This is a genomic window from Acidovorax sp. GW821-FHT09B03 (assembly GCF_059418305.1).
Genome location: NZ_JBWKPP010000016.1, coordinates 42,621 through 64,316, shown reverse-complemented (window position 1 = coordinate 64,316; position 21,696 = coordinate 42,621). Strand labels below are relative to the sequence as shown.

Sequence of the window (21,696 nt, the reverse complement as noted above, 5' to 3'; positions counted from 1 at the left end):
GTCTCGATCAGGTTCCACCCACGTAGGGGTTGCTCTTGCGTTCGCGGCCGAAGGTGCTCTCGGGCCCGTGGCCGGGAATGAACACCGTCTGGTCGCCCATGGGCCACAGGCGCCCGGTGATGCTGTCGATCAGGTCCTGGTGGTTGCCCTGCGGGAAATCCGTGCGCCCGATGCTGCCCGCGAACAGCACGTCGCCCACGAAGGCGCGGTCGATCTGCGGCGCATGGAACACCACGTGGCCGGGCGTGTGCCCCGGGCAGTGGCGCACGTGCAGGGTCTCGTTGCCGATCTGCACGGTGTCGCCATCGGCCAGCCAGCGCGTGGGCGTGAAATGCTGCGCCGGCGGAAAGCCGAACATCGCGCTTTGCTGCGGCAGCGCATCGATCCAGAACTGGTCGCCGGGGTGCGGCCCCACGATGGGCAGCGACAGCCGCTCGGCCAGCTCGCCCGTGCCGCCCGCATGGTCGATGTGGGCGTGGGTCAGCCAGATCTGGTCGAGCGTGAGGCCCAGGCGCTCCACCTCGGCCAGCAGCAGGTCGAGGTCACCGCCGGGGTCGACGATGGTGGCTTTGTGCGTGGCGTCGCACCAGAGGATGGAGCTGTTCTGCTGGAAGGCGGTGACGGGAACGGTGAGGTAGTGGAGCATGGGTGGGATTTCTTTGGTCGGTATTAGACATCGACCACGCTCCGGCCAGTGCCTGCCGCGCACGCCTTGGCGGCTACAGCTTGCCAAACCGCTTCTCGAACCACCGGTCCAGCAGCGCCTTCTCGTACCGCAACCGGTCCCCGCTCGAATAGCGGTTGCTGGGCACCATGAAGTTCAGGTCGCTGAGCACCTCTTCGCCGCCGGAAACAGGCGCGCTGCCATCGCGCACCAGGCTGTAGCGCAGCCTGATGCGCGGCCCCGTGATGTCGGTGACCACGCGCAGGTCGGAGCCGCCCACGCCCAAGGGCGGGAAGTGGCCGGCCAGGTCGATGTCCAGCACCTCGACCTTGAGGGTGTCGGTGGGCGCCAGGCCCCGAGTGGCCAGTCGCTGCAGGTGCTGCTCCAGGTCACGCAGCACCTGGGCGCGGTCGGATTCATTGGCCACGGGGGGGGCGTAGCTGGCATCGGTGTACTTTTCCGGCGCGATGAAGGCGACGCTGGCGGTGCCCGCGAACGCGGGGGCGGTGGCCGTGCCGGCGGCGATGCAGCAGGCGGCCAGCATCAGCAGGCGGGAAGGGCGTTGTCGGTGCTGCAGCAGCATGGTGGGTTCCTCCATCGTGGTGAGTATGACGACGGATGGAGACCTGGGTTCCCCGCGGGGGAATAGGGGAGGGGGTGGGGGCGCCGGTCCTCCGACATCCGGCTGGAAAGCGGCGGATGGGGGACCCGGCTGAGGATGGGAAGGTGCGCAATTGCGGGGCGGCGTGTGCCCTGGAAGGCCCGTTTTCGTTGCAGTGATGCAACAGATTGATAACTACTTTGCTGCGAATTTTGTAGCAACCGTTCGCGCCTTGCGGCCGATTCGGGTTTTCCCGGCCCGGTGAAGAGGGGCCGCTGATGGGCTTTACAGAGTCGAACCTAGCCGTCCGGAGGGTGCTAAATTAAAATGCGAATAGTTGTCGTTCTGATTTGTTTCAGCGAATGCGACCGGCTGGCCCTCGCGGTGCCCCCGGTTGTACGACTTCCCCCCATGAAACCGACCCGGCCACGGCCGGGCTTTCGCTCGTCTTTTCCTGTATTTCTCTATCTCGGCCCACACCATGCAATCCACGACCCCCCGAGCGTCCCAGCGCTTCACCCCCCATCCCCTGGCCCTGCTGGTGCGCCAATGCCTGGGCGCCGGCCTGACCGTGGCCGCTGTGGGCGTGGCGGCGCAGACCAGCACCTCCGGCACCACGCTGGACGAAGTCAAGGTGCGCGAGCAGGCCGAGGCCATCGGCGGCCTGCAGAAGACCTACCACGGCGGCCAGTTCGCGCGCGGTGGCGACCTGGGCATCCTGGGCAAGACCGACCAGATGAACGTGCCGTTCAGCACCACCAACTACACCAACGAGCTGATCCAGAACCAGCAGGCGCTGACGGTGGCCGACGTGGTGATGAACGACGCATCGGTGCGCTCGCTGCAGGCGCGTGGCGGCTATGGCGATGACTTCCAGGTGCGCGGCCTCACGGTGTCCAACACCGATGTGAGCCTGAACGGCCTGTTCGGCCTGAGCCCATCCACCCGCATTCCGCTGGAAATGATCGAGCGCGTGGAAGTGCTCAAGGGCCCTGGCGCCCTGACCAACGGCGTGGGCCCCGGCGGCAGCGTGGGCGGCAGCATCAACCTGGTGACCAAGCGCGCGGCCGATACGCCGCTGACCCGCCTGACCACCACCTACATGGGCAAGGCCCAGTTCGGCGCGCACGTGGACGTGGGCCGCCGCTTCGGCGAGGACAACCAGTGGGGCGTGCGTGCCAACGCGCTGGTGCGCAATGGCGAAGGCAATGTGGATGGAGGCCGCCAGCGCGCCGACGTGGCAGCGCTGGGCGTGGACTATGCCGGCGGCCGCCTGCGCTGGTCGCTGGACGCCTTCGCCACCGAGGGCAGGACCCGGCAGTTCCGCCCCCAGACGGCCTTCCGCGCCGGTGTCACGCAAATGCCTGCGGCACCGGACAACCGCACCAGCATCTACCCCGGCGCCGACCTCACGGACGACATGCGCACCGTGATGTCGCGCCTGGAGTACGACCTCAACGACAGCACCACCGTGTACGGTGGCGTGGGCTACACCCACAACACCAACGAGCAGCATTTCCCGACCGCCGGGCTGCGCGTCGACGGCCTGGGCAACTTCACGGTGGCCAACGGCTACTACGACGCCTACAACAAGACGTCTTCGGCCGACGTGGGCCTGCGCACCAAGTTCCAGACCGGCGGCATCGGCCACACCGTGGCCCTGGCCACGAACTACCTGGACCAGGAGATCGGCTACTTCTACCAGCTGACCAGCACCTACGCCCCGTCCAACATCTACAACCCCGCGCCGCTGCCGACCATCAACTTCCCGCGTGGCAACCCCAGCAAGAGCAGCGAGCTCAAGCAGCACAGCCTGGCGCTGGCCGACACCATGTCCTTCGACAGCGGCCGCTACCTGCTGACGCTGGGCGTGCGTGACCAGACCATCGAGCAGGGCAGCTTCAACGTCAACACCGGCGCGGGCACCAGCTACTACAAGGCCAGCGCCGTGACGCCGCTGGCGGGCCTGGTGATCAAGCCGACGAAGAACATCTCGGTCTACACCAACTACACCGCTGGCCTGACCCGTGGCGGCACGGCCGGCCCGGGCACGGCCAACGCGGGCGAGACCTTCGCACCGCAGAAGTCCAAGCAGAACGAAATCGGCGTGAAGGTCGACTGGGGCCAGCTGACCACCCAGGCCGCCGTCTACCAGATCAAGCGCCCGAGCGCCCTGACCGACCCGGCCACCAACCGCTACAGCTTTGGCGGCGAGCAGCGCAACCGCGGCCTGGAACTGACAGCCTACGGCGAAGTGCAGCGCGGCCTGCGTGCCATGGCCAGCGCCTCGTTCAACAATGCCAAGCTCACGCGCACTGCCGGTGGCGTGAACCAGGGCAACGATGCGGCCGGCGTGCCCGACCGCACCTTCAACCTGGGCCTGGACTGGGACACGCCGCTGCAGGGCCTGAGCGTGAACGGCCGGGTGATCAACACCTCCGGCATGTACGCCGACGCCACCAACCGCCTGCGCGTGCCCGCCTGGACGCGCCTGGACATCGGTGCCCGCTACGCCACCAACGTGGCTGGCAAGCCCCTGGTGCTGCGCGCCAACCTGGAGAACGTGTCCGACAAGAACTACTGGGTCATCAGCAACTACGTGACCGTGGGCGCGCCCCGCACGCTGATGCTGTCGGCCGCTGTGGACTTCTGAGGCACCGAACCCTGACATGACGCAAGTCCACACTGTCCGGGGCGCTGCAGTGCGCCCCATGATGGCCGTGCTGCGCGGTATCTGGCGCGCCGGGCCGCTGGTGTCGCGCATCGTGGCGGCCATCGGCGGCGGCTATGTGCTGGCGGCGCTGTTCAGCGTGGCCGTGCTGGCCCTGCCCATGGCCCGGCCCCAGGCCGTGATCACGGGCATGCTGGCCAGCTTCGCGATCTACACATGCGCGGTGATCTGGGTGTTTGCCGTGCGCAGCGCCTGGCGCGCCTGGGCCGGGCTGGTGGTGGTGGCATTGCCGCTGCTGCTGGCCGCATGGACCGTGTGGTCCTCTGCAGGAGCTTCCCGATGACGACCCACAACGACGTACCGGATGACGAGCCCAAGGCACCGGGCATCCGCCAGACCATGTCGGACCTGCATACCTGGGCCGGCCTGCTGTGCGGCTGGTTCCTGTATGCGATGTTCCTCACGGGTACTGTGAGCTACTTCAAGGACGAGATCTCGCAGTGGATGCGGCCCGAACTGCCGCACCGTGCGGTGGTGCCCGATGCGGCCGAGTCGGCCCAGCGCATCGCCAACCAGCTCATCGCGCTGGTGCCCAATGCGCCGCAGTGGAGCATGCGCCTGCCCGACGAGCGCTACACCACGGTGGACAGCTTCTGGCGCCTGCCGCGCGGCCATGGCCCGGCGGCGAATGGGCGCAACTTCGGCAGCGCCAATTTCGACCCGCTGACCGGTGAGAAGGTGGCTTCGCGCGAAACCGTGGGTGGGGAGTTCTTCTACCGCTTCCACTTCCAGTTCCACTACATGCCCGTCCTCTGGGGCCGCTGGCTCGCGGGCTTCTGCGCCATGTTCATGCTGGTGGCCATCGTCAGCGGGGTCATCACGCACAAGAAGATCTTCACCGACTTCTTCACCTTCCGCTGGGGCAAGGGCCAGCGCTCGTGGCTGGATGCGCACAACGCGCTGTCGGTGTTCGGGCTGCCGTTCCACTTCATGATCACCTACACCGGCCTGGTCACGCTGATGGCGTTGTACATGCCGTTCGGCGAGCAGGCGGTGTACAAGACACCGGCGCAGAAGCAGGAAATGACCTCCCAGCTCAGCGCTTTCATCCAGCCCGGCAAGGCCACGGGCCAACCGGCAGCGCTGGCGCCGGTGGACGAGATGGTGCGCCAGGCCCAGGCCCGCTGGGGCGAGGGCAACGTGGGCCGCGTCACCGCCACCAATGCGGGCGACGCTGCCGCGCGCGTGAGCGTCACGCGTGGCGAGGAAGGCCGGGTCTCCATGAGCCCGCAGTACATGCTGTTCGACGGCGTGAGCGGCAAGCTGCTGGAGGTCAAGGAGGGCGTGGGCCCCGCGGCCGAAACGCGCGGCGTGCTGTACTCGCTGCACCTGGGGCGCTTTTCCGACCTGCACATGCGCTGGTTGTACTTCATCGTGAGCCTGGCCGGAACGGCCATGGTGGGCACGGGCCTGGTGATGTGGACCGTCAAGCGCCGCCAGAAGCTGGGCAACCCGGAGCGGCCGCATTTCGGCTTCCGCCTGGTGGAGAAGCTCAACATCGCCAGCATCGCGGGCCTGTCCATCGCGATGGCCGGCTTCCTCTGGGGCAACCGCCTGTTGCCGCAGGGCATGGCCGAGCGCACCGCCTGGGAGGTACACGTGTTCTTCATCGTCTGGGCGCTGACGCTGGCGCACGCCATGCTGCGCCCTTCGCGCCGCGCCTGGATCGAGCAGTTCTGGGTCGGCGCAGCGGCGCTGGCGCTGCTGCCCGTGGTCAGCGCACTGACCACCGAGCGGCCGCTGTGGCGCAGCCTGGCCCAGGGGGACTGGGTGTTCGCCGGCTTCGAGCTCATGCTCTGGGTGCTGGCCGGCCTGCATGTGTGGCTGGCGGTGCGCACGGCGCGCCACCAGGGGCCCAAGCGCCGTGCGGCGCGCGCGCCCGCGGCGTCCAACGTGCCCGCCAGCGCAGCCATGGCCAAGGAAGGTGCCTGATGGCCCACGCAGCCACCTTCCTGGTCTGCCTCGTCGCGTTCGCGGCGCTGGCGCTGGGCACCGAACGCCAGCAGGACGACCTGTTCGGCCAGCCACTGCCCGTGCGCGCTACCCGGCTGTGGCGCCTGCTGGGCTGGGGCGCGCTGGTCCTGGCGCTGGCCATCATCGTGCAGGCCCAGGGCTGGGGCATGGGGCTGGTGAGCTACAGCGGCCACACCAGCCTGGCGGCCGGCATCGTGCTGGGTGCGTTGATCGTGCACAGCCGCAGGCGCGGCCGGCGCTGAGGGGACCGTTCAGCGGCGCACCGCCGTTTCGGCACGCCGGCGCGCGCGCAGCATAAGCGCCTGGGCTATGTAGCCGATGGCAAAGACCCCGAGCCATGCGAGCAGCGCGCCGCGCACGAGGGGGGAGTCCGGTCCGGATGCCAGCGGCTGGGCGGGCGGCAGGCGCGTCAGCGTCTCGTTGATGCCGGGCACCAGCAGCAGAAAGACGCTGAACGACCATCCCAAGGTTGCCAGATAGGCGCTGGCCCGCCCGAGGAACGACAGTTTCGGTGCCAGCCAGGCGCCGAAGACTGCGAGCAGCGCCAGGATGCCCAGCGCATGCCCGGCGTTGAACCCCCCGGTGCTCGACAGGCCGAAGGCCGTGAGCACCGAGAGCACCAGGCCCACCAGGTACACGCGGCCGGGGCGGGTCGCTGGATCGATGCCGCCGAAGCGGGCAAAGCTGTAGAGCGCCGCGCCCAGCGGCACGAGGCTGATGGCGGTGTGGGCGATGCCAAGGAGGGAGAGGGGATTGGGCATGGAAAAGGGTCTCGTGGTGGGGTTCTCTGGTGATGGGGCAGTCTAGGATTGCGCGCCCCGGGCAGGGGTGACAAGTGCATGACAAAGCTGTCATGCGCCGCCCACCGCGTGGCTTTGCCCGAGAATCGATGGCATGAAGATCCTGGTCATCGAGGACGACCCCAAGACGGGGGGCTACCTGAAGAAGGGCCTGCGCGAGAGCGGCTACAGCGTGGACCTGGCGCGCACGGGTACCGACGGCCTGCGCATGGCGCTGGCCCATGCCTACGACCTGGTGGTGCTGGATGTCAGCCTGCCGGGCATCGATGGCTGGCAGATCATGCCGGCGCTGCGCGAGAAGGGTGAGCTGCGTGTGCTGTTCCTCACGGCGCGCGACCAGCTGAGCGACCGCATTCGCGGGCTGGAACTCGGCGCCGACGACTACCTCGTGAAACCGTTCTCGTTCACCGAGCTGGTGCTGCGCATCCGCACCCTGCTGCGGCGGGGGCCGGCCCGCGAAGCCGATGTGTACGAGGTGGCGGGCCTGCGCCTGGACGTGCTGCGGCGCAAGGTGACCCGCGAAGGGGCGGAGATCGCCCTCTCGAACAAGGAGTTTCTGCTGCTGCACCTGCTCGTGAAGCGGCAGGGCGAGGCGCTGCCGCGCACGCTGATCGCCTCCGAGGTGTGGAACATGAATTTCGACAGCGACACCAATGTCGTCGACGTTGCGGTCAAGCGCCTGCGTGCCAAGGTCGACAAGCCGTTTGCCGCGCCGCTGATCCACACCGTGCGCCATGTCGGCTATGCCTTTGGCGACCTGCCCTCGGACCCGACCGGGAGTGGTGATTGATGGTGGCGCGCTGGTTACCCCGCTCGCTGGCCGTGCGCGTGACCCTGCTGTGCGGCTTGATCGCGGTGTCGGTCACCGGCATGCTGGGCGGCAACTACTTCTTTGCCGCACGCAGCGCCATCCTCGCCCATGCCGACGAGCAGCTGATCATGCGGGTGGAGCGGTTGCGCCGCCTGCTCGGCGATGCGCGCAGCGTGCAGGAGCTGCGCGACCAGGCGATGCTGCTCGAGGCCCTGTCGGGCAGTTCGGGCGATGTCTTCGTCCTGCGCCGCACGGGCGAGGGGCCGCTGGTCGAAGTCAACCCGGGCCAGGTGGCGCCGCCGGCCTGTGCCGTACCCGCCGCCGCCGACAGGCCGCTGGCGCGGGCCGATGTGTGCCACAGCGAGACCCCGGGCGTGCCCCGCATGCACTGGGCCGCGGGCGCGGCGCGCTCAGGCCACGACGGGCGGATGGTGGAGGTGCTGGCGGGGCATGCGCTGGCCAGCGAGATGCAGATGATCCGGCGCAGCCGCGACCAGGTGCTGTTCAGCACCTTCCTGGCCGTGCTCGCCTGTTCGCTGCTGGTCTACTGGGTGCTGCGCCATGGCCTGAGGCCGCTGCACCGGGTGGCGGCGCAGGCCTCGCTGATCGACCCGATCAACCTGGCGATCCGCTTGCCCGAATACGATGCGCCGCTGGAGCTGCAGCAGATGGTGGCGGTGTTCAATGCCATGCTGGACCGCATCGCCACCGGCTATGGCCGGCTGTCGCAGTTCTCGGCCGATCTGGCACACGAGATCCGCACGCCGGTCGGTGCCGTGATCGGGCAGACGCAGGTGGCGCTCAGCCGCACCCGCAGCCCCGAGGAATACCGGCAGGTGCTCGAATCCAACCTGGAGGAGCTGAACCGCCTGCGCCGCACCGTCGACGACATTCTGTTCCTGGCCCAGGCCGACCATGCCACGCTGCAGATCGAGCGCACGCCCATGGACATGGCGGCCGAGCTGCAGCGCATCGCCGACTACTTCGAGGGCCCGGCCGACGAGGCGGGCTTGCGCTTCGTGGTGCAGGCCGGTGGCATGGCCCGCGTGAACCCGCCGCTCGCCCTGCGCGCGCTGCACAACCTGGTGGTCAATGCGGTGCGCTACAGCACGCCCGGAACCGTGGTCCGCCTGGCGGCCTCCGAGGAGGAGGGTGCCTCAACGATGGTGGTGGAGAACCAGGGCCTGCCGATTCCGCCCGCGCAGATGGAGCGGCTCTTCGACCGCTTCTACCGGGCCGAGGCCGTGCACGACCGCCCCGCGGAGTCCAGCGGCCTGGGCCTGGCGATCGTCAAGGCCATCATGGACCTGCATGGGGGCGAGGTCCGGGCGTCTTGCCCGGCACCGGGCACGATCCGTTTCGAACTGCGGTTCCCGCGCTGAGCGGATCGCCGGCACACCCCGCGGGCTCACATCGTGAAGTCGTAGCCGATGGTGATGGGCGCGTGGTCCGAGAACTTCACGTCCTTGTAGATGGCCTCGGTGCGCGCCAGCGCTGCCATCGCCGGGGTGGCCAGGTGGTAGTCCAGGCGCCAGCCCACGTTGTTGGCATAGGCCTGGCCGCGGTTGCTCCACCATGTGTACGCGGTGTCGGTGGTGGTCGGTTGTAACTGACGGTAAACGTCGATCAGGCCGCCGCCTTCATCAGTTGTGTGCAACAACTTTGTCATCCAGGCCCGTTCTTCGGGCAGGAAACCGCTGTTTTTCTGGTTGCTGCGCCAGTTCTTGAGGTCGATCTGCTGGTGCGCGATGTTGATGTCGCCGCACAGGATGAACTCGCGCTCGCCCTTGAGCTTCATGAGGTGGGGATGGAACTCGGCGAGAAAGCGGTACTTGGCGAGCTGGCGCTCCTCGCCCGAGGAGCCGCTCGGGAAATAGGCGCTGATGATGGACAGCTTGCGCGCAGGGGTGTCAAAGCGCAGTTCGAGGTAGCGGCCTTCGGCATCGAACTCGGTCGAGCCGTAGCCCACGACCACGTCGCTGGGCAGGTGGCGGGTGTAGATGCCCACGCCCGAGTAGCCCTTCTTCTGGGCGTAGTGGAAGTGGCCGTCCATCTCGGCCAGGCGCTCGAAGCGTGTGGCAATGTCGGCGGCCTGCGCCTTGACTTCCTGCACGCAAATACAATCTGGCCGTGTGGCAGCCATCCAGCTTTCCACCCCCTTGGTGGTGGCGGACCGGATGCCATTGAGGTTGAGGCTGGTCAAATTGAACAAGGAATTTCCCATGGTAGATGTAGGTAGCCAGGGCCCGGATCAGGGCCAGTTGGCGCAGGACTTTGTGCGGTTTGCCGTCGAATCGGGGGTGCTGCGCTTTGGGGAATTCAAGACCAAGGCCGGGCGCCTGAGTCCTTATTTCTTCAATGCAGGCCTGTTCGACGATGGCAGCAAGATGGGGCGCCTGGCCGAATTCTATGCAAAAGCCCTGATCGCCAGCGGCATCGAGTTCGACATGGTGTTCGGGCCCGCCTACAAGGGCATCCCGCTGGCCGCCACCGTGGCGGTGGAGCTGGCGCGCCATGGGCGCAATGTGCCCTTTGCCTACAACCGCAAGGAGGCCAAGGACCATGGTGAAGGCGGCACCCTGGTGGGCGCGCCCCTGCAAGGCCGCGTGCTGATCGTGGACGACGTGATGTCGGCCGGCACGGCCGCGCGAGAGTCCATCGCCCTTATCCAGGCCGCCGGTGCCACTCCCCATGCCGTGGCCATTGCACTGGACCGCCAGGAGAAAGCCACCGAAAATGGACTGGACGTGGAGCACAGTGCAGTGCAGTATGTGCGCCAGCAGCTTGGAATGAAGGTTTGTACTATCGCCAAGCTGGCAGACTTATTGCTGTACCTATCGCAAACAGGGGGGGCGGAGATGCGCGCCCACCACGAGCGGGTTTCCGCATACCGCGAGCGGTACGGGGTGAATGAAGGGTAATTAGTTGCACAAGACGGCGTGGCTCATCGGCGAGTTGGCATTGGCAGGCCTGGCCACGGCATCCGTGTGGGCGCAGCAGCCTACGGGCCCCGTGGGCAGTATCTACACCTGCACGGACCGCAATGGGCGCAAGCTCACGGCGGACCGGCCGATTGCCGACTGCCTGGACCGCGAGCAGCGAGAGCTGGCCCCCTCGGGCATGGTGCGGCGCCAGGTCGGCCCGGTGCTGTCCGAGCAGGAGCGTGCGGTGGTCGAGGCGCGCCAGCGCAAGGAGGCCGAGGAGCGCTCCCGTGCCCTGGAGGAGCGCCGCCGCGAGCGTGCCTTGACGGCGCGCTACCCCGACAAGGCAGCCCACGACGTGGAGCGCAAGGCCGCCATCCAGATGGTGGAAGACGTCGCTGCCACGGCAGAAAAGCGCCTCATCGAGTTGCGCCAGCAGCGCAAGACGCTGGACACCGAGATGGAGTTCTACAAGAAGGACCCGAGCAAGGCGCCGATGGTGCTGCGCACGCGGATCGCCGAGAACGAAGACAGCGTTGCCGAGCAGCAGCGCTTCATTGCCGGTCAGGGTGACGAGAAGCGCCGGGTGCACCAGCGCTTCGATGTGGAGCTGGCACAGCTGCGCAAGCTGTGGGACGAGCAGCGGGGCGTTGCGGTGCCCGGCGCCGCCACCCCGGCATCCGCCGGCGGCTCACGTTGAAACTACAACACCCCTGGAACCCTGGGCGGGGTTCCGTGGGGCAGACACCTTCCAGGGGATGGAAGGAAGGTGCCCGCGGGACGGTGTCAGCCTGACAGCTTGGCGCGCAGCAGGTCGTTGACCTGTTGCGGGTTGGCCTTGCCCTTGCTCGCCTTCATGATCTGGCCCACCAGAGCGTTGAAGGCCTTGTCCTTGCCCGCGCGGAACTGCGCGACGTTGTCGGCATTGGCCGCAATCACCTCGTCGATGATGCCTTCCAGTGCGCCCGTGTCGTTCATCTGCTTGAGGCCCTTGGCCTCGATGACGGCATCCACGTCGCTGGACTCGCCGGTCCACAGCGCTTCGAACACCTGCTTGGCGGCGTTGTTGGACACCGTGCCGTCGGCGATGCGGCCGATCAGCGCACCCAACTGGGCGGCCGTCACGGGCGATGCGTCAAGCGCCAGGTCGCCTGCGTTCAGGCGGCGCGAGACCTCGCCCATGATCCAGTTGCTGGCCAGCTTGGGCTGCTGGCTGGCCTGGGCCGCTGCCTCGAAGTAGGCGGCCATGGCCTTGCTCTGGGTCAGCGTGGTGGCGTCGTACTCGGGCAGGCCGTAGTCGGCCACGAAACGCGCGGCCATGGTGCGCGGCAGTTCGGTCATGAGTGCGCGCTGCGCATCCACCCACTCGCGCGGGATCTGCAGCGGCGGCAGGTCCGGGTCGGGGAAATAGCGGTAGTCGGCCGCGTCTTCCTTGGTGCGCATGGCGCGCGTCTCGCCCGTGGCGTCGTTGAACAGCACCGTGGCCTGCTGGATGGTGCGGCCATCCTCGATCTCCTCGATCTGCCACAGGATCTCGTAGTCGATGGCCTGCTGCATGAACTTGAAGCTGTTCAGGTTCTTGATCTCGCGGCGCGTGCCCAGCGGGGCGCCGGGCTTGCGCACCGAGACGTTGGCATCGCAGCGGAACGAACCTTCCTGCATGTTGCCGTCGCAGATGCCGATCCAGGTCACGATCTTGTGCAGTTCACGCGCATAGGCCACGGCTTCTTCGGTGGAGCGCATGTCGGGCTCCGTCACGATCTCCAGGAGCGGCGTGCCGGCACGGTTCAGGTCGATGCCGCTTTGGCCGATGAAGTCCTCGTGCAGCGACTTGCCGGCATCCTCTTCGAGGTGGGCGCGCACCAGGCGCACGGTCTTCTTCTCGTCGCCGAGGAAGAACTGCACCTCGCCGCCCTGCACCACGGGGATCTCGAACTGGCTGATCTGGTAGCCCTTGGGCAGGTCGGGGTAGAAGTAGTTCTTGCGCGCGAAGATGCTCTCGGGCGCGATGTGCGAGCCGAGGGCCAGGCCGAGCTTGATCGCGCATTCCACCGCGGCGCGGTTCATCACCGGCAGCGTGCCGGGCAGGGCCAGGTCCACGGCGCAGGCCTGGGTATTGGGCTCGGCACCGAAGGCCGTCGAGGCACGGCTGAAGATCTTGCTCTCGGTGGCGAGCTGGGCGTGGGTCTCGAAGCCGATCACGACCTCGTAGCCACGGATCAATTTGCTGGTCGTCGTTGTCGTCATGTCACAGACCTCCGGGTTGGCGGAGGTGAAAGTCGGTGGCCTGCTGCAGCCGGTGCGCTGCGTTGAGCAGGCGCGCTTCCTGGAAGTAGTTGCCGATCAGCTGCAGGCCCACGGGCATGCCGCCTTCGCCGAAGCCCGCGGGCACGCTCATGCCAGGCAGGCCGGCCAGCGAGCCGGGCAGCGTGAAGATGTCGGCCAGGTAGTCGGCCAGCGGGTCGGCGCCATGCTCGCCCAGCTTCCAGGCCACGGTGGGGGCCACGGGGCCGGCGATCACATCGCATTGCGCGAACGCCTGCTGGAAATCGTCGGCGATCATGCGGCGGATCTTCTGGGCCTTGAGGTAGTAGGCGTCGTAGTAGCCGTGCGAGAGCACGTAGGTGCCGATCATGATGCGGCGCTTCACCTCGTCGCCGAAGCCTTCGGCGCGGGTCTTCTTGTACATGTCCACCAGGTCGACGTAGTCCTTGGCGCGGTGGCCGAACTTCACGCCGTCGAAACGGCTCAGGTTGGACGACGCCTCGGCCGGCGCGATGATGTAGTACACCGGGATCGAGAGTTCCGTGCGCGGCAGGCGGATGGGCACCAGCTTCGCGCCGAGCTTCTCGTATTCCTTGAGCGCAGCGTCCACTGCGGCGCGCACGTCGGGTGCCAGGCCGTCGCCGAAGAACTCGGCCGGGATGCCGATGCGCAGGCCGTCGATGGAGTCGTTCAGCGAGCGGCTGTAGTCCTCGGCAGGCACATCCAGCGAGGTGGAGTCGCGGTCCAGGTCCGGGCCGCACATGGTGGACAACAGCAGCGCGCAGTCCTCGGCGGTGCGCGCCATGGGGCCGGCCTGGTCCAGGCTGGAGGCGAAGGCGATCATGCCGTAGCGCGAGGCCCGGCCATAGGTGGGCTTGATGCCGGTGATGCCGCAGAACGAGGCCGGCTGGCGGATGGAGCCGCCGGTGTCCGTGCCGGTCACGGCCGGGGCCAGCCGCGCGGCCACGGCCACGGCGCTGCCGCCCGAGGAGCCGCCGGGAATGCGCGCGGTGTCCCAGGGGTTGCGCACCGGGGCGGGTGCATCGAAGCCCACGGGGACCACGGCCGAGTTCTCGTTGGCCGAGCCCATGGCGAATTCGTCGCAGTTGAGCTTGCCCAGGGTCACGGCGCCGGCTTCGGCCAGCTTGCGCACCACGGTGGCGTCGAACGGGGACTGGTAGCCCGCGAGCATCTTCGAGCCGGCGGTGCTGGGGAAGTCGCGCGTGACGAAGATGTCCTTGTGCGCCAGCGGCACGCCTTCGAGCGTGCCGGCCGTGCCCGTGGCGATGCGGGCATCGGCCGCGCGGGCCTGGGCCAGCGTGGCGTCTTCATTGACCGCCACGTAGGCACCCAGCGACTGGTGGGCCTTGGCGCGGGCCAGGAAATGCTGGGCCGCTTCCACGGCGGAAACCTGGCGTTCGCGCAGCTGCGCGGCCAGGGCGGTGACGGTCAGGTCGTGCAGGTCGGTGGTCTTGTTGTCGCTCATGGCCGGCCTCACTCGATCACCTTGGGCACAAGGAACAATCCTTGCTCTACCGCCGGGGCACTGCGCTGGTTGGCCTCGCGCTGGTTGGGTTCGCTGACCACATCGTCGCGCAGGCGCAGGGCGACCGCCTGGATGGCCGCCACGGGGTGTGCCAGGGGCGTGAGGTCCCCGGTATCCACAGCGCTCATTTTCTCGACGATGCCGAAAAAGCCGTTGAGTTGCGTGAGCATGCGCTCACTTTCGCTCGCGCTCAATTCCAGTCGCGCCAGGTTGGCGATTCGACCGATGTCCAGGGATGTCAGTGCCATAGGGAAAAAATTCGGGGGAAACCAGATGTAAAGCTGAATGGGGGGGTGGGGCCAGGGGAGTTATTCACAGGGGATAGGGTATTATCCCGGCTTTGCCGCAATACCCTCCCTCATGCCGGTCATTGTGCGAAAAAAGCGAAATTTGACCCCGTAAACCCGGCGATGGCAGGCCGATGCGCACGCCATGCCTGAGAGGATTCTTGAATGTTCGGAGCTTTCCGTCGGTACTTCTCCACCGACCTTGCCATTGATCTTGGCACAGCCAACACCCTGATATTCGCCCGCGACAAAGGCATTGTGCTCGATGAGCCCTCTGTAGTCGCCATCCGCCACGAAGGCGGCCCCCATGGAAAGAAAGTCATCCAGGCCGTAGGCCATGAAGCCAAGGCCATGCTGGGCAAGGTGCCCGGCAACATCGAAGCCATCCGGCCCATGAAGGACGGGGTGATCGCCGACTTCGTGATCACCGAGCAGATGATCAAGCAGTTCATCAAGATGGTGCACCCGCGCACGCTGTTCACTCCCAGCCCGCGCATCATCATCTGCGTGCCCTGCGGCTCCACCCAGGTCGAGCGCCGTGCCATCAAGGACGCGGCCGAAGCGGCTGGCGCCACCGCCGTCTACCTGATCGAGGAACCCATGGCCGCCGGCATCGGCGCCGGCCTGCCGGTCTCGGAAGCCAGCGGCTCCATGGTCGTGGACATCGGCGGCGGCACCACCGAGGTGGGCGTGATCTCGCTGGGTGGCATGGTCTACAAGGGCAGTGTGCGCGTGGGCGGCGACAAGTTCGACGAAGCCATCATCAGCTACATCCGCCGCAACTACGGCATGCTGATCGGCGAGCCCACCGCCGAATCCATCAAGAAGAACATCGGTTCCGCCTTCCCGGGCTCCGAAGTGCGCGAGATGGAAGTCAAGGGCCGCAACCTTAGCGAAGGCGTGCCACGCAGCTTCACCATCTCCAGCAACGAAGTGCTGGAGGCGCTGACCGATCCGCTCAACCAGATCGTCTCGGCCGTCAAGAACGCCCTGGAGCAGACCCCGCCGGAACTCGGTGCCGACATCGCCGACCGCGGCATGATGCTGACCGGTGGCGGTGCGCTGCTGCGTGACCTCGATCGTCTGCTGGCCGAGGAAACCGGCCTGCCGGTGCTGGTGGCCGAAGACCCGCTGACCTGCGTGGTGCGCGGCTGCGGCATTGCGCTGGAGCGCATGGACCGCCAGGGCAGCATCTTTACAAGCGAGTAAGTTCCCCGTGCCTGCGCGCCGCGCAGGCACCCCATCGCGCTGAAATGGCATGACCGCAACCGCACCGATGCTTTTTGAGCCGTGCCCCTGGCCGCCGCGTTCGCACGCGCTGCAGATCCGACGCTGAGCGCCATGCCCCTGGGAACCCTGGAGCGCAGTGCGCCTCCCTTCTTCAAGCAAGGCCCTTCGGCCCTGTCACGGCTGGCGCTCTATGGCGCTCTGGCCCTGTTCCTCATGGTGGCGGACGTCCGCTTCAAGCTGACCGGGCCGTTCCGCCAGGCCGTCTCCACCGTGCTCTACCCTGTGCAGTGGCTCATGCTGCAGCCGGTGGAGTTCGCGGGGCGGGGCGCCGGCTACTTCCAGGACCTGAAGACCGCGCAGCACGATGCCGATGCCGCGCGCAGCAAGATGGCGCAGATGTCCGAGCGCGCCAGCCAGGCCGAGCAACTGCTGCTGGAGAACGACCGCCTGCGCAAGCTGCTGGCGCTGCGCGAGCGGGTCAGCACGCCATCGCAGGCGGCCGAGGTCATCTATGACACCGCCGATCCCTACACCCGCCGGGTGGTGCTGGACAAGGGCCAGATGGGCGGCGTGGAGCTCGGCGCCCCGGTGCTCGACGAGGCCGGCATCCTGGGCCAGGTCACGCGTGTGTTCCCCATGCTCAGCGAGGTCACGCTGCTGGTGGACCGCGACCAGGCCATCCCGGTTCTCAACATCCGCACCGGCGCGCGCGGCGTCGCCTATGGCGATCCGGTCGCCGGCAACGAGGGCGGCATGGAACTGCGCTTCATGCCCGCCAATGCCGACGTGCGCGAGGGTGACCTGCTCACCACCAGCGGCGTGGACGGCCTGTACCCCTCGGGCCTGCCCGTGGCCAAGGTCGTGCGTGTGGAGCGCCGTGCCGATTCGGCCTTTGCGCGCATCTACTGCGCCCCGCTGGCCCAGGTGCAGGGGGCCCGCCACGTGGTGGTGCTCAAGCCGCTGTCGGGCCACATCCCGGAGCGGCCCGAGCCGGCACCCACGCCCAGCTCCAGCAAGAAGGGGCGCCACAAATGATCATGCCGCGCGGCCAGCCGCTGCTGCTCCCCGTCAATCCCGTGTTCATCGCTGCCAGCCTGGCGGTGGGGCTGGCCATCAACATGCTGCCCCTGGGCCGCGTGGTCTGGACGCCCGACCTGCTGATGCTGCTGATCGTGTTCTGGAGCGTGCACCAGCCGCTGCGCATCGGCATGGGCACGGCCTTTGCGCTGGGCCTGTGCATGGATGTGCAGCAGTCCGCGCTGCTCGGCCAGCATGCGCTGTCCTACTCGGTGCTGGCCTTCGGCGCCATCGCCATCCACCGCCGCCTGCTGTGGTTCAGCGTGCCCTCGCAGGCGCTGCAGGTGCTGCCGCTGTTCCTCATCGCGCATTCCATCGAACTGCTGGTGCGCGTGGTCTCGGGGGGCATCTTCCCCGGCCTGTGGATCTTCGTGGCGCCAGTGCTGGAGGCGCTGCTCTGGCCCCTGGCCAGCTGGGTGCTGCTGGCACCCCAGCGGCGCCCGCCCGATCGCGACCAGAATCGCCCGCTATGAGCCCGGTGTGGACCATCCAGCAACCCGCCTGCGCCCGCCGCATGGTGGTGGGGAGCGTGCAGCATGACTGAACTGCGCAACGCCGAAGCGGACTCCTCGCGCTTTCGCGCCCGCATCTTCACCGTCGCCTTCGTGGTGCTGCTGGCCTTCGGCCTGCTGGTCTCGCGCCTGGTGTACCTGCAGGTGGTGCGCCACGACGACCTGGCTGCCCAGGCCGAGAGCAACCGCACGGCCGTGGTGCCCATCGTCCCCAACCGCGGCCAGATCATGGACCGCAACGGCGTGGTGCTGGCCACCAACTATGCGGCCTATACGCTGGAGATCACGCCCTCGCGCACCGGCGGGCTGGAAGACACCATCGAGGAACTCGCCAAGGTGGTCGACATCCAGCAGCGAGACCGGCGGCGCTTCAAGCGCCTGCTGGAGGAGTCGCGCAACTTCGAGTCCCTGCCCATCCGCACGCGCCTCACGGACCAGGAAGTGGCGCGGTTTTCCGCGCAGCGCTACCGCTTCCCCGGTGTGGACATCAAGGCCCGGCTGTTCCGCAACTACCCGCTGGGCGATGCGGGCGCCCATGCCATCGGCTACATCGGGCGCATCAACCAGACCGAGAAGGCGCGCATCCAGGACTCGGAGGACGAGGCCAACTACCGCGGCACCGAATACATCGGCAAGCTCGGCGTGGAACAGAGCTTCGAGAACATGCTGCATGGCCTGACCGGCGTGGAGCGCATGGAGACCTCGGCCGGCGGCCATGCCGTGCGGCGCCTGGCCAGCCACCCGGCCACACCGGGCAACACGGTGATGCTGTCGCTGGACATCAAGCTGCAAAAGCTCATCGAGGACATGTTCGGCGACCGGCGCGGCGCGCTGGTGGCGATCGACCCGCGCAATGGCGAGGTGCTGGCACTGGTGAGCAAGCCCACCTTCGATCCGAACCTGTTCGTCGAAGGCATCGACAGCGAAAGCTGGCAGGCGCTCAACGAGTCCATCGACAAGCCGCTGCTCAACCGCGCGCTGCGCGGCACCTACCCGCCGGGCTCGACCTACAAGCCCTTCATGGCCCTGGCCGCGCTGCAACTGGGCAAGCGCTCGCCAAGCATGGTGGTCAGCGATCCGGGCTTCTACACCTTCGGCGGCCATACCTTCCGCAGCCATGAAGGCGGGCTGGGCGGCGTGGACATGCACCGCGCCATCCAGTTCTCGAGCAACACCTACTTCTATTCGCTGGCCGTTGAAATGGGCGTGGACGCCATCCACGACTTCATGAAACCGCTGGGCCTGGGCCAGGTCACGGGGATCGATCTCAATGGCGAGCTGCGCGGGGTGTTGCCCAGCACCGCCTGGAAGCGCAACGCCTACAAGCGTCCCGAGATGAAGCGCTGGCATCCGGGCGAGACCGTGTCCCTGGGCATCGGCCAGGGCTACAACAACTTCACCATGCTGCAGCTGGCGCAGGCCGAGGCCACGCTGGCCAATGGCGGCACGCGGTATGCGCCGCACCTCATCAAGGCGGTGCGCGACACGGTCACCGGCACCGTGACGCCGGTGGTGCAGCCCCCGGGCGAGAACCTCGGCTACCTGCCCAAGAACGTGGAGATCGTGCGCAATGCGCTGGTGGCGGTGAACAAGGGCGGCACGGGCACGCGCATCTTTGCCGGCGCACCCTACACCTCTGCCGGCAAGACGGGTACCGCGCAGGCCATGAGCCTGGGCCAGAACGTGCGCTACAACGCCAAGGCGCTCGAAGAGCACCAGCGCGACCACTCGCTCTTCGCGGCCTTCGCGCCGGCCGAGGAACCCAGGATCGCGCTGGCGGTCATCGTGGAGAACGCCGGCTTCGGCGCGGCTGCGGCCGGCCCGATCGCGCGGCGCGTGTTCGACTACTGGCTGCAGGGCGAGTACCCGAACGAGGAAGACCTGGCCGCCGTGCGCAAGGGCCTGGCCGCGGCGCCCATCGGCAAGCCGCGCCTCGCGGCCGATGTGCCCGTCAGCCCGGCGGCACCCTGAGTTTCTTCGTCAGGCCTTGGCGCCCTGTGCCGGCGGCGCCAGCTGGCTGAACACCAGCGCGGCCACGATCAGGGCCGCGCCGCCCAATCCTGCCCAGCCCAGCCGCTCACCCAGCAGGGCCCAGGCCGTGAGGGCGGCAAACACCGGCTCCAGCCCGAAGACGATGGCACTGCGCATGGCGTCCACGCGCTGCTGGCCCCAGGCCTGCAGCGTGACCACCACCACGCTGGCCAGCAGGCCCAGGTAGACCAGGGCCACCCAGGCATCGGCCGGCAGGCGGCCGGCGGCCTGGGGCAGCCAGTCCATCCCGCTGCCACGCGCGAGCAGCAGCAGCGTGGAAGCCAGGGCCATCACCAGGGCCTGCGCCGCCGCCATGCGCGTGGCCCGCAGCGGGTGGGCCGCGGTGCGCCGTGCGCATTCCTCCAGCGCCAGGATGTACAGGGCATAGAACACGGTGCTGGCCAGCGTCAGCGTATCGCCCAGGTTCCAGGGCTCGTTCTCGTGGAACATCAGCGCCATGCCCGCGCAGGCCATGGCGCAGGCCGCCCACAGGCGCCAGCCGTAGCGCCGGCCCATCAGCGCCATCGCGATCAGGGGCACGACCAGCACGTTCAGGCCGGTCACGAAGGCATTGCGGTTGCTGCTGGTGCGTGCCAGGCCCTCGATCTGCAGCCAGAACGCGAGGAACAGCAGCAGGCCCAGGGCGCAACCCCAGCGCCGCTCGTGGCGCAGCATGCCGCGCCACAGCGGCGCGAGCACCGCCAGGGCGATCACGAAGCGCAGCCAGATGATCTGCAGTGCATCGAGCTGGGCAGAGAGCAGCTTCATGGCGGGGAAGGTGGTGCCCCACACCACGGTCACCACCAACAGGGCCAGGAGGCCGAAACGTTCGGAGCGCATAGGTAGAAAAAGAAAAGGCTGGCCGGGTCTCCGGCCAGCCTGTCAGGCGAAAGGGATGCCGACGATCGATCAGTTGAACAGGTAGCGCGCCTGCAGGTTCAGGCGCAGCATGTCGCCCTTCTGGCCGTCGAAGGTGGTGCGGCGGCCACCGATCAGCTCGCTGCCCAGCTCCACGTTCTTGATCGGCAGGTAGTACATGCCGGCATGCCATTGGTAGAGCTTGTGGTTGCCTTCGCCGCCATAGGCGTTCACGTAGTCGTCGCCCAGGCGGTGGCGCGAGCGCACGGCGCCCAGCGACACGGTGCCGCGCATCTTCTCGCTGAACACATTGCTCAGGCCGATCACCACGCCGTGCGAGCGGTCCAGGCGCACGGTACCGCCATCGAGCACGGGGTAGTTCGTGCCCACCAGGTAGGCGCCATCGCCGTCGCCGTCCAGGCGCGTGTACTGGGCCATCAGGGTGGTGGTGCCGGTGATCTTGTAGCCGGCGCCGATACCCAGGCCCAGGCCGCGCTTGCTGAAACCGTCGATGCGCTGCTCGTGCGAGAGCAGGCGGGCGTTCACATTGCCCCAGTCGAAGGCCTTGTCCACGCGGGCCACGAAGTTCAGGCCCTTGGCGCCATCGGTGGGTTCTTCGAGCGCGAACTGGAACTTGGCCAGGTCAGGGTTGTTGTAGGTGTAGCGGATCTGCGCGGGGCGGCGGAAGGTGGCGCCGGGCGGGCCGTTGAAGTCCACGGTCTCGGGCAGGTTGTCCGTGTCCATGAAGGTCGACCAGGTCTGGCCGATCAGCCAGCCGGCGTACTCGCCGTAGGCATGGCGCAGGCGCAGGCGGTTGCGGTTGCACTCGCTGCCGCAGTAGGCGTAGAAGTCGGCTTCGATCTTGGTGTTGAAGGTGCCGATCGACGTGGGCGTGGAGGTCTCGAAGCCGAAGCGCGAGGTCTGCGCGGTCAGGCTGCTCTTGCCGCCGCGCGTGTCGCCCAGGGGCTGTTCCATCAGGTTGGTGAAGGTGTCGCCGGGGGCCGTGCCCTTGAAGTCCTTGACCAGGTTGGCCTCGGCAAAGCCGTAGACACGGATCGAGGTCTCGCTGCCGGGCAGGCGGAAGCTGCCGGGGATGTCGCCGAGCACCACGGCGTCCTTCTGCTTGAGCTCCACGGCCTCGATGCGGTCGTTCCAGGCCGATGCCGAGGCGGCGGGCGCGGCAGGCGCCTGGGCCTGCTGGGCCTTGAGCGCGTTGAGCTCGGCACGCAGGGCCTTGAGCTCGTTGCGCATCTCTTCGAAGTCCTTGGCGGTCTGGGCAAAGGCTGCGGGTGGCAGGCTGCACAGGCCGGCGGCCATCAGGGCGAGGAACGTGTGGTTCAGTTTCATGGTCACTCCGGTAGGGGCTTGTGGTTGTTGCGCTGGGTGGG

The 21,696-nt window shown here is 67.8% G+C and carries 21 protein-coding genes; 12 read left to right on the top strand and 9 right to left on the bottom strand.

Features of this window, described 5'->3' with window-relative positions; translation table 11 throughout:
• Positions 1 to 7: 7 nt before the first annotated feature.
• Both AC07PA_RS24105 and AC07PA_RS24100 read right to left on the bottom strand, forming a co-directional pair.
• A complete protein-coding gene (locus AC07PA_RS24105) occupies positions 8 to 646 on the bottom strand; it encodes an MBL fold metallo-hydrolase (RefSeq protein ID WP_007859808.1) in 639 nt (212 codons plus the stop codon).
• Positions 647 to 719: 73 nt separating this feature from the next.
• The gene (locus AC07PA_RS24100; protein ID WP_494608991.1) at positions 720 to 1,247 is read right to left on the bottom strand and encodes a DUF3016 domain-containing protein; all 528 of its coding nucleotides are present in this window, start codon (positions 1,245 to 1,247) and stop codon (positions 720 to 722) included.
• A gap of 499 nt (positions 1,248 to 1,746) precedes the next feature.
• On the opposite strand from AC07PA_RS24100, the gene AC07PA_RS24095 reads away from it, so the two are divergent.
• From AC07PA_RS24095 to AC07PA_RS24080, 4 genes are read left to right on the top strand one after another with little or no spacing between them, the layout of a single operon-like run.
• Complete coding sequence (locus tag AC07PA_RS24095) at positions 1,747 to 3,918, top strand: TonB-dependent receptor (RefSeq protein WP_494608992.1); 2,172 nt, start codon at positions 1,747 to 1,749, stop codon at positions 3,916 to 3,918.
• Positions 3,919 to 3,976: 58 nt separating this feature from the next.
• A complete protein-coding gene (locus AC07PA_RS24090) occupies positions 3,977 to 4,279 on the top strand; it encodes a DUF3649 domain-containing protein (RefSeq protein ID WP_494609027.1) in 303 nt (100 codons plus the stop codon).
• Positions 4,276 to 5,928 carry a PepSY-associated TM helix domain-containing protein gene (locus tag AC07PA_RS24085; protein WP_494608993.1) on the top strand — a complete coding sequence of 551 codons (1,653 nt, stop codon included), beginning with the start codon at positions 4,276 to 4,278 and terminating at the stop codon, positions 5,926 to 5,928. Before AC07PA_RS24090 ends, AC07PA_RS24085 begins: the two co-directional genes overlap by 4 nt.
• Positions 5,928 to 6,212, top strand: coding sequence for a DUF3325 domain-containing protein (locus AC07PA_RS24080; protein WP_494608994.1), 285 nt, complete (start codon positions 5,928 to 5,930; stop codon positions 6,210 to 6,212). Before AC07PA_RS24085 ends, AC07PA_RS24080 begins: the two co-directional genes overlap by 1 nt.
• A gap of 9 nt (positions 6,213 to 6,221) precedes the next feature.
• Here AC07PA_RS24080 and AC07PA_RS24075 read toward each other — a convergent pair whose 3' ends face one another.
• Entirely contained in the window at positions 6,222 to 6,731 is a 510-nt protein-coding gene (locus AC07PA_RS24075; protein WP_494608995.1) for a hypothetical protein, read from the bottom strand.
• A gap of 133 nt (positions 6,732 to 6,864) precedes the next feature.
• Here AC07PA_RS24075 and AC07PA_RS24070 point away from each other — a divergent pair, with 133 nt between their 5' ends.
• Together AC07PA_RS24070 and AC07PA_RS24065 are read left to right on the top strand one after the other, a co-directional pair.
• Positions 6,865 to 7,560 carry a heavy metal response regulator transcription factor gene (locus tag AC07PA_RS24070; RefSeq protein ID WP_494608996.1) on the top strand — a complete coding sequence of 232 codons (696 nt, stop codon included), beginning with the start codon at positions 6,865 to 6,867 and terminating at the stop codon, positions 7,558 to 7,560.
• Positions 7,560 to 8,963: a heavy metal sensor histidine kinase gene (locus AC07PA_RS24065; protein WP_494608997.1), complete on the top strand. Its 1,404-nt coding sequence runs from the start codon at positions 7,560 to 7,562 to the stop codon at positions 8,961 to 8,963. The genes AC07PA_RS24070 and AC07PA_RS24065 overlap by 1 nt, the downstream gene beginning before the upstream one ends.
• 26 nt (positions 8,964 to 8,989) lie before the next feature.
• Here the strand turns inward: AC07PA_RS24065 and AC07PA_RS24060 are convergent, their stop codons facing one another.
• Complete coding sequence (locus tag AC07PA_RS24060) at positions 8,990 to 9,793, bottom strand: exodeoxyribonuclease III (protein ID WP_494608998.1); 804 nt, start codon at positions 9,791 to 9,793, stop codon at positions 8,990 to 8,992.
• A 10-nt stretch (positions 9,794 to 9,803) separates the two neighbouring features.
• On the opposite strand from AC07PA_RS24060, the gene pyrE reads away from it, so the two are divergent.
• Positions 9,804 to 10,502, top strand: a complete 699-nt coding sequence (gene pyrE, locus AC07PA_RS24055; RefSeq protein ID WP_007858120.1) for an orotate phosphoribosyltransferase — start codon at positions 9,804 to 9,806, stop codon at positions 10,500 to 10,502.
• Between the two features lie 4 nt (positions 10,503 to 10,506).
• The gene (locus AC07PA_RS24050) at positions 10,507 to 11,202 is read left to right on the top strand and encodes a hypothetical protein (RefSeq protein ID WP_007858121.1); all 696 of its coding nucleotides are present in this window, start codon (positions 10,507 to 10,509) and stop codon (positions 11,200 to 11,202) included.
• An 86-nt stretch (positions 11,203 to 11,288) separates the two neighbouring features.
• On the opposite strand, the gene gatB is transcribed toward AC07PA_RS24050, so the two are convergent.
• The 3 genes from gatB to gatC are packed head-to-tail and all read right to left on the bottom strand — an operon-like array spanning position 11,289 to position 14,561.
• Positions 11,289 to 12,749, bottom strand: coding sequence for an Asp-tRNA(Asn)/Glu-tRNA(Gln) amidotransferase subunit GatB (gene gatB / locus AC07PA_RS24045; protein WP_494608999.1), 1,461 nt, complete (start codon positions 12,747 to 12,749; stop codon positions 11,289 to 11,291).
• A gap of 1 nt (position 12,750) precedes the next feature.
• Entirely contained in the window at positions 12,751 to 14,253 is a 1,503-nt protein-coding gene (gene gatA, locus AC07PA_RS24040; RefSeq protein WP_494609000.1) for an Asp-tRNA(Asn)/Glu-tRNA(Gln) amidotransferase subunit GatA, read from the bottom strand.
• A gap of 8 nt (positions 14,254 to 14,261) precedes the next feature.
• On the bottom strand, positions 14,262 to 14,561 hold the full coding sequence (gene gatC, locus AC07PA_RS24035; RefSeq protein ID WP_007858124.1) for an Asp-tRNA(Asn)/Glu-tRNA(Gln) amidotransferase subunit GatC: 300 nt from the start codon (positions 14,559 to 14,561) through the stop codon (positions 14,262 to 14,264).
• 204 nt (positions 14,562 to 14,765) lie between these two features.
• Here gatC and AC07PA_RS24030 point away from each other — a divergent pair, with 204 nt between their 5' ends.
• The 4 genes from AC07PA_RS24030 (at position 14,766) to mrdA (ending at position 19,390) form a co-directional block, all read left to right on the top strand.
• Positions 14,766 to 15,809 carry a rod shape-determining protein gene (locus tag AC07PA_RS24030; RefSeq protein ID WP_007858125.1) on the top strand — a complete coding sequence of 348 codons (1,044 nt, stop codon included), beginning with the start codon at positions 14,766 to 14,768 and terminating at the stop codon, positions 15,807 to 15,809.
• A gap of 132 nt (positions 15,810 to 15,941) precedes the next feature.
• Complete coding sequence (gene mreC / locus AC07PA_RS24025) at positions 15,942 to 16,865, top strand: rod shape-determining protein MreC (RefSeq protein WP_007858126.1); 924 nt, start codon at positions 15,942 to 15,944, stop codon at positions 16,863 to 16,865.
• Complete coding sequence (mreD, locus tag AC07PA_RS24020) at positions 16,862 to 17,380, top strand: rod shape-determining protein MreD (RefSeq protein ID WP_007858127.1); 519 nt, start codon at positions 16,862 to 16,864, stop codon at positions 17,378 to 17,380. The genes mreC and mreD overlap by 4 nt, the downstream gene beginning before the upstream one ends.
• A 63-nt stretch (positions 17,381 to 17,443) precedes the next feature.
• On the top strand, positions 17,444 to 19,390 hold the full coding sequence (gene mrdA / locus AC07PA_RS24015; RefSeq protein ID WP_007858128.1) for a penicillin-binding protein 2: 1,947 nt from the start codon (positions 17,444 to 17,446) through the stop codon (positions 19,388 to 19,390).
• A 9-nt stretch (positions 19,391 to 19,399) separates the two neighbouring features.
• On the opposite strand, the gene AC07PA_RS24010 is transcribed toward mrdA, so the two are convergent.
• A complete protein-coding gene (locus AC07PA_RS24010; RefSeq protein WP_494609001.1) occupies positions 19,400 to 20,290 on the bottom strand; it encodes a DMT family transporter in 891 nt (296 codons plus the stop codon).
• Between the two features lie 69 nt (positions 20,291 to 20,359).
• Positions 20,360 to 21,655, bottom strand: coding sequence for a DcaP family trimeric outer membrane transporter (locus tag AC07PA_RS24005; protein WP_007858132.1), 1,296 nt, complete (start codon positions 21,653 to 21,655; stop codon positions 20,360 to 20,362).
• Positions 21,656 to 21,696 lie beyond the last annotated feature (41 nt).

What these genes read in the sequence shown, in the direction of transcription:
- AC07PA_RS24105 (WP_007859808.1), bottom strand. Translation starts at nt 646, where the DNA reads ATGCTCCACTACCTCACCGTTCCCGTCACCGCCTTCCAGCAGAACAGC.
- AC07PA_RS24100 (WP_494608991.1), bottom strand. Translation starts at nt 1,247, where the DNA reads ATGCTGCTGCAGCACCGACAACGCCCTTCCCGCCTGCTGATGCTGGCC.
- AC07PA_RS24095 (WP_494608992.1), top strand. Translation starts at nt 1,747, where the DNA reads ATGCAATCCACGACCCCCCGAGCGTCCCAGCGCTTCACCCCCCATCCC.
- AC07PA_RS24090 (WP_494609027.1), top strand. Translation starts at nt 3,977, where the DNA reads ATGATGGCCGTGCTGCGCGGTATCTGGCGCGCCGGGCCGCTGGTGTCG.
- AC07PA_RS24085 (WP_494608993.1), top strand. Translation starts at nt 4,276, where the DNA reads ATGACGACCCACAACGACGTACCGGATGACGAGCCCAAGGCACCGGGC.
- AC07PA_RS24080 (WP_494608994.1), top strand. Translation starts at nt 5,928, where the DNA reads ATGGCCCACGCAGCCACCTTCCTGGTCTGCCTCGTCGCGTTCGCGGCG.
- AC07PA_RS24075 (WP_494608995.1), bottom strand. Translation starts at nt 6,731, where the DNA reads ATGCCCAATCCCCTCTCCCTCCTTGGCATCGCCCACACCGCCATCAGC.
- AC07PA_RS24070 (WP_494608996.1), top strand. Translation starts at nt 6,865, where the DNA reads ATGAAGATCCTGGTCATCGAGGACGACCCCAAGACGGGGGGCTACCTG.
- AC07PA_RS24065 (WP_494608997.1), top strand. Translation starts at nt 7,560, where the DNA reads ATGGTGGCGCGCTGGTTACCCCGCTCGCTGGCCGTGCGCGTGACCCTG.
- pyrE (WP_007858120.1), top strand. Translation starts at nt 9,804, where the DNA reads ATGGTAGATGTAGGTAGCCAGGGCCCGGATCAGGGCCAGTTGGCGCAG.
- gatB (WP_494608999.1), bottom strand. Translation starts at nt 12,749, where the DNA reads ATGACGACAACGACGACCAGCAAATTGATCCGTGGCTACGAGGTCGTG.
- gatA (WP_494609000.1), bottom strand. Translation starts at nt 14,253, where the DNA reads ATGAGCGACAACAAGACCACCGACCTGCACGACCTGACCGTCACCGCC.
- gatC (WP_007858124.1), bottom strand. Translation starts at nt 14,561, where the DNA reads ATGGCACTGACATCCCTGGACATCGGTCGAATCGCCAACCTGGCGCGA.
- AC07PA_RS24030 (WP_007858125.1), top strand. Translation starts at nt 14,766, where the DNA reads ATGTTCGGAGCTTTCCGTCGGTACTTCTCCACCGACCTTGCCATTGAT.
- mreC (WP_007858126.1), top strand. Translation starts at nt 15,942, where the DNA reads ATGCCCCTGGGAACCCTGGAGCGCAGTGCGCCTCCCTTCTTCAAGCAA.
- mreD (WP_007858127.1), top strand. Translation starts at nt 16,862, where the DNA reads ATGATCATGCCGCGCGGCCAGCCGCTGCTGCTCCCCGTCAATCCCGTG.
- mrdA (WP_007858128.1), top strand. Translation starts at nt 17,444, where the DNA reads ATGACTGAACTGCGCAACGCCGAAGCGGACTCCTCGCGCTTTCGCGCC.
- AC07PA_RS24010 (WP_494609001.1), bottom strand. Translation starts at nt 20,290, where the DNA reads ATGCGCTCCGAACGTTTCGGCCTCCTGGCCCTGTTGGTGGTGACCGTG.
- AC07PA_RS24005 (WP_007858132.1), bottom strand. Translation starts at nt 21,655, where the DNA reads ATGAAACTGAACCACACGTTCCTCGCCCTGATGGCCGCCGGCCTGTGC.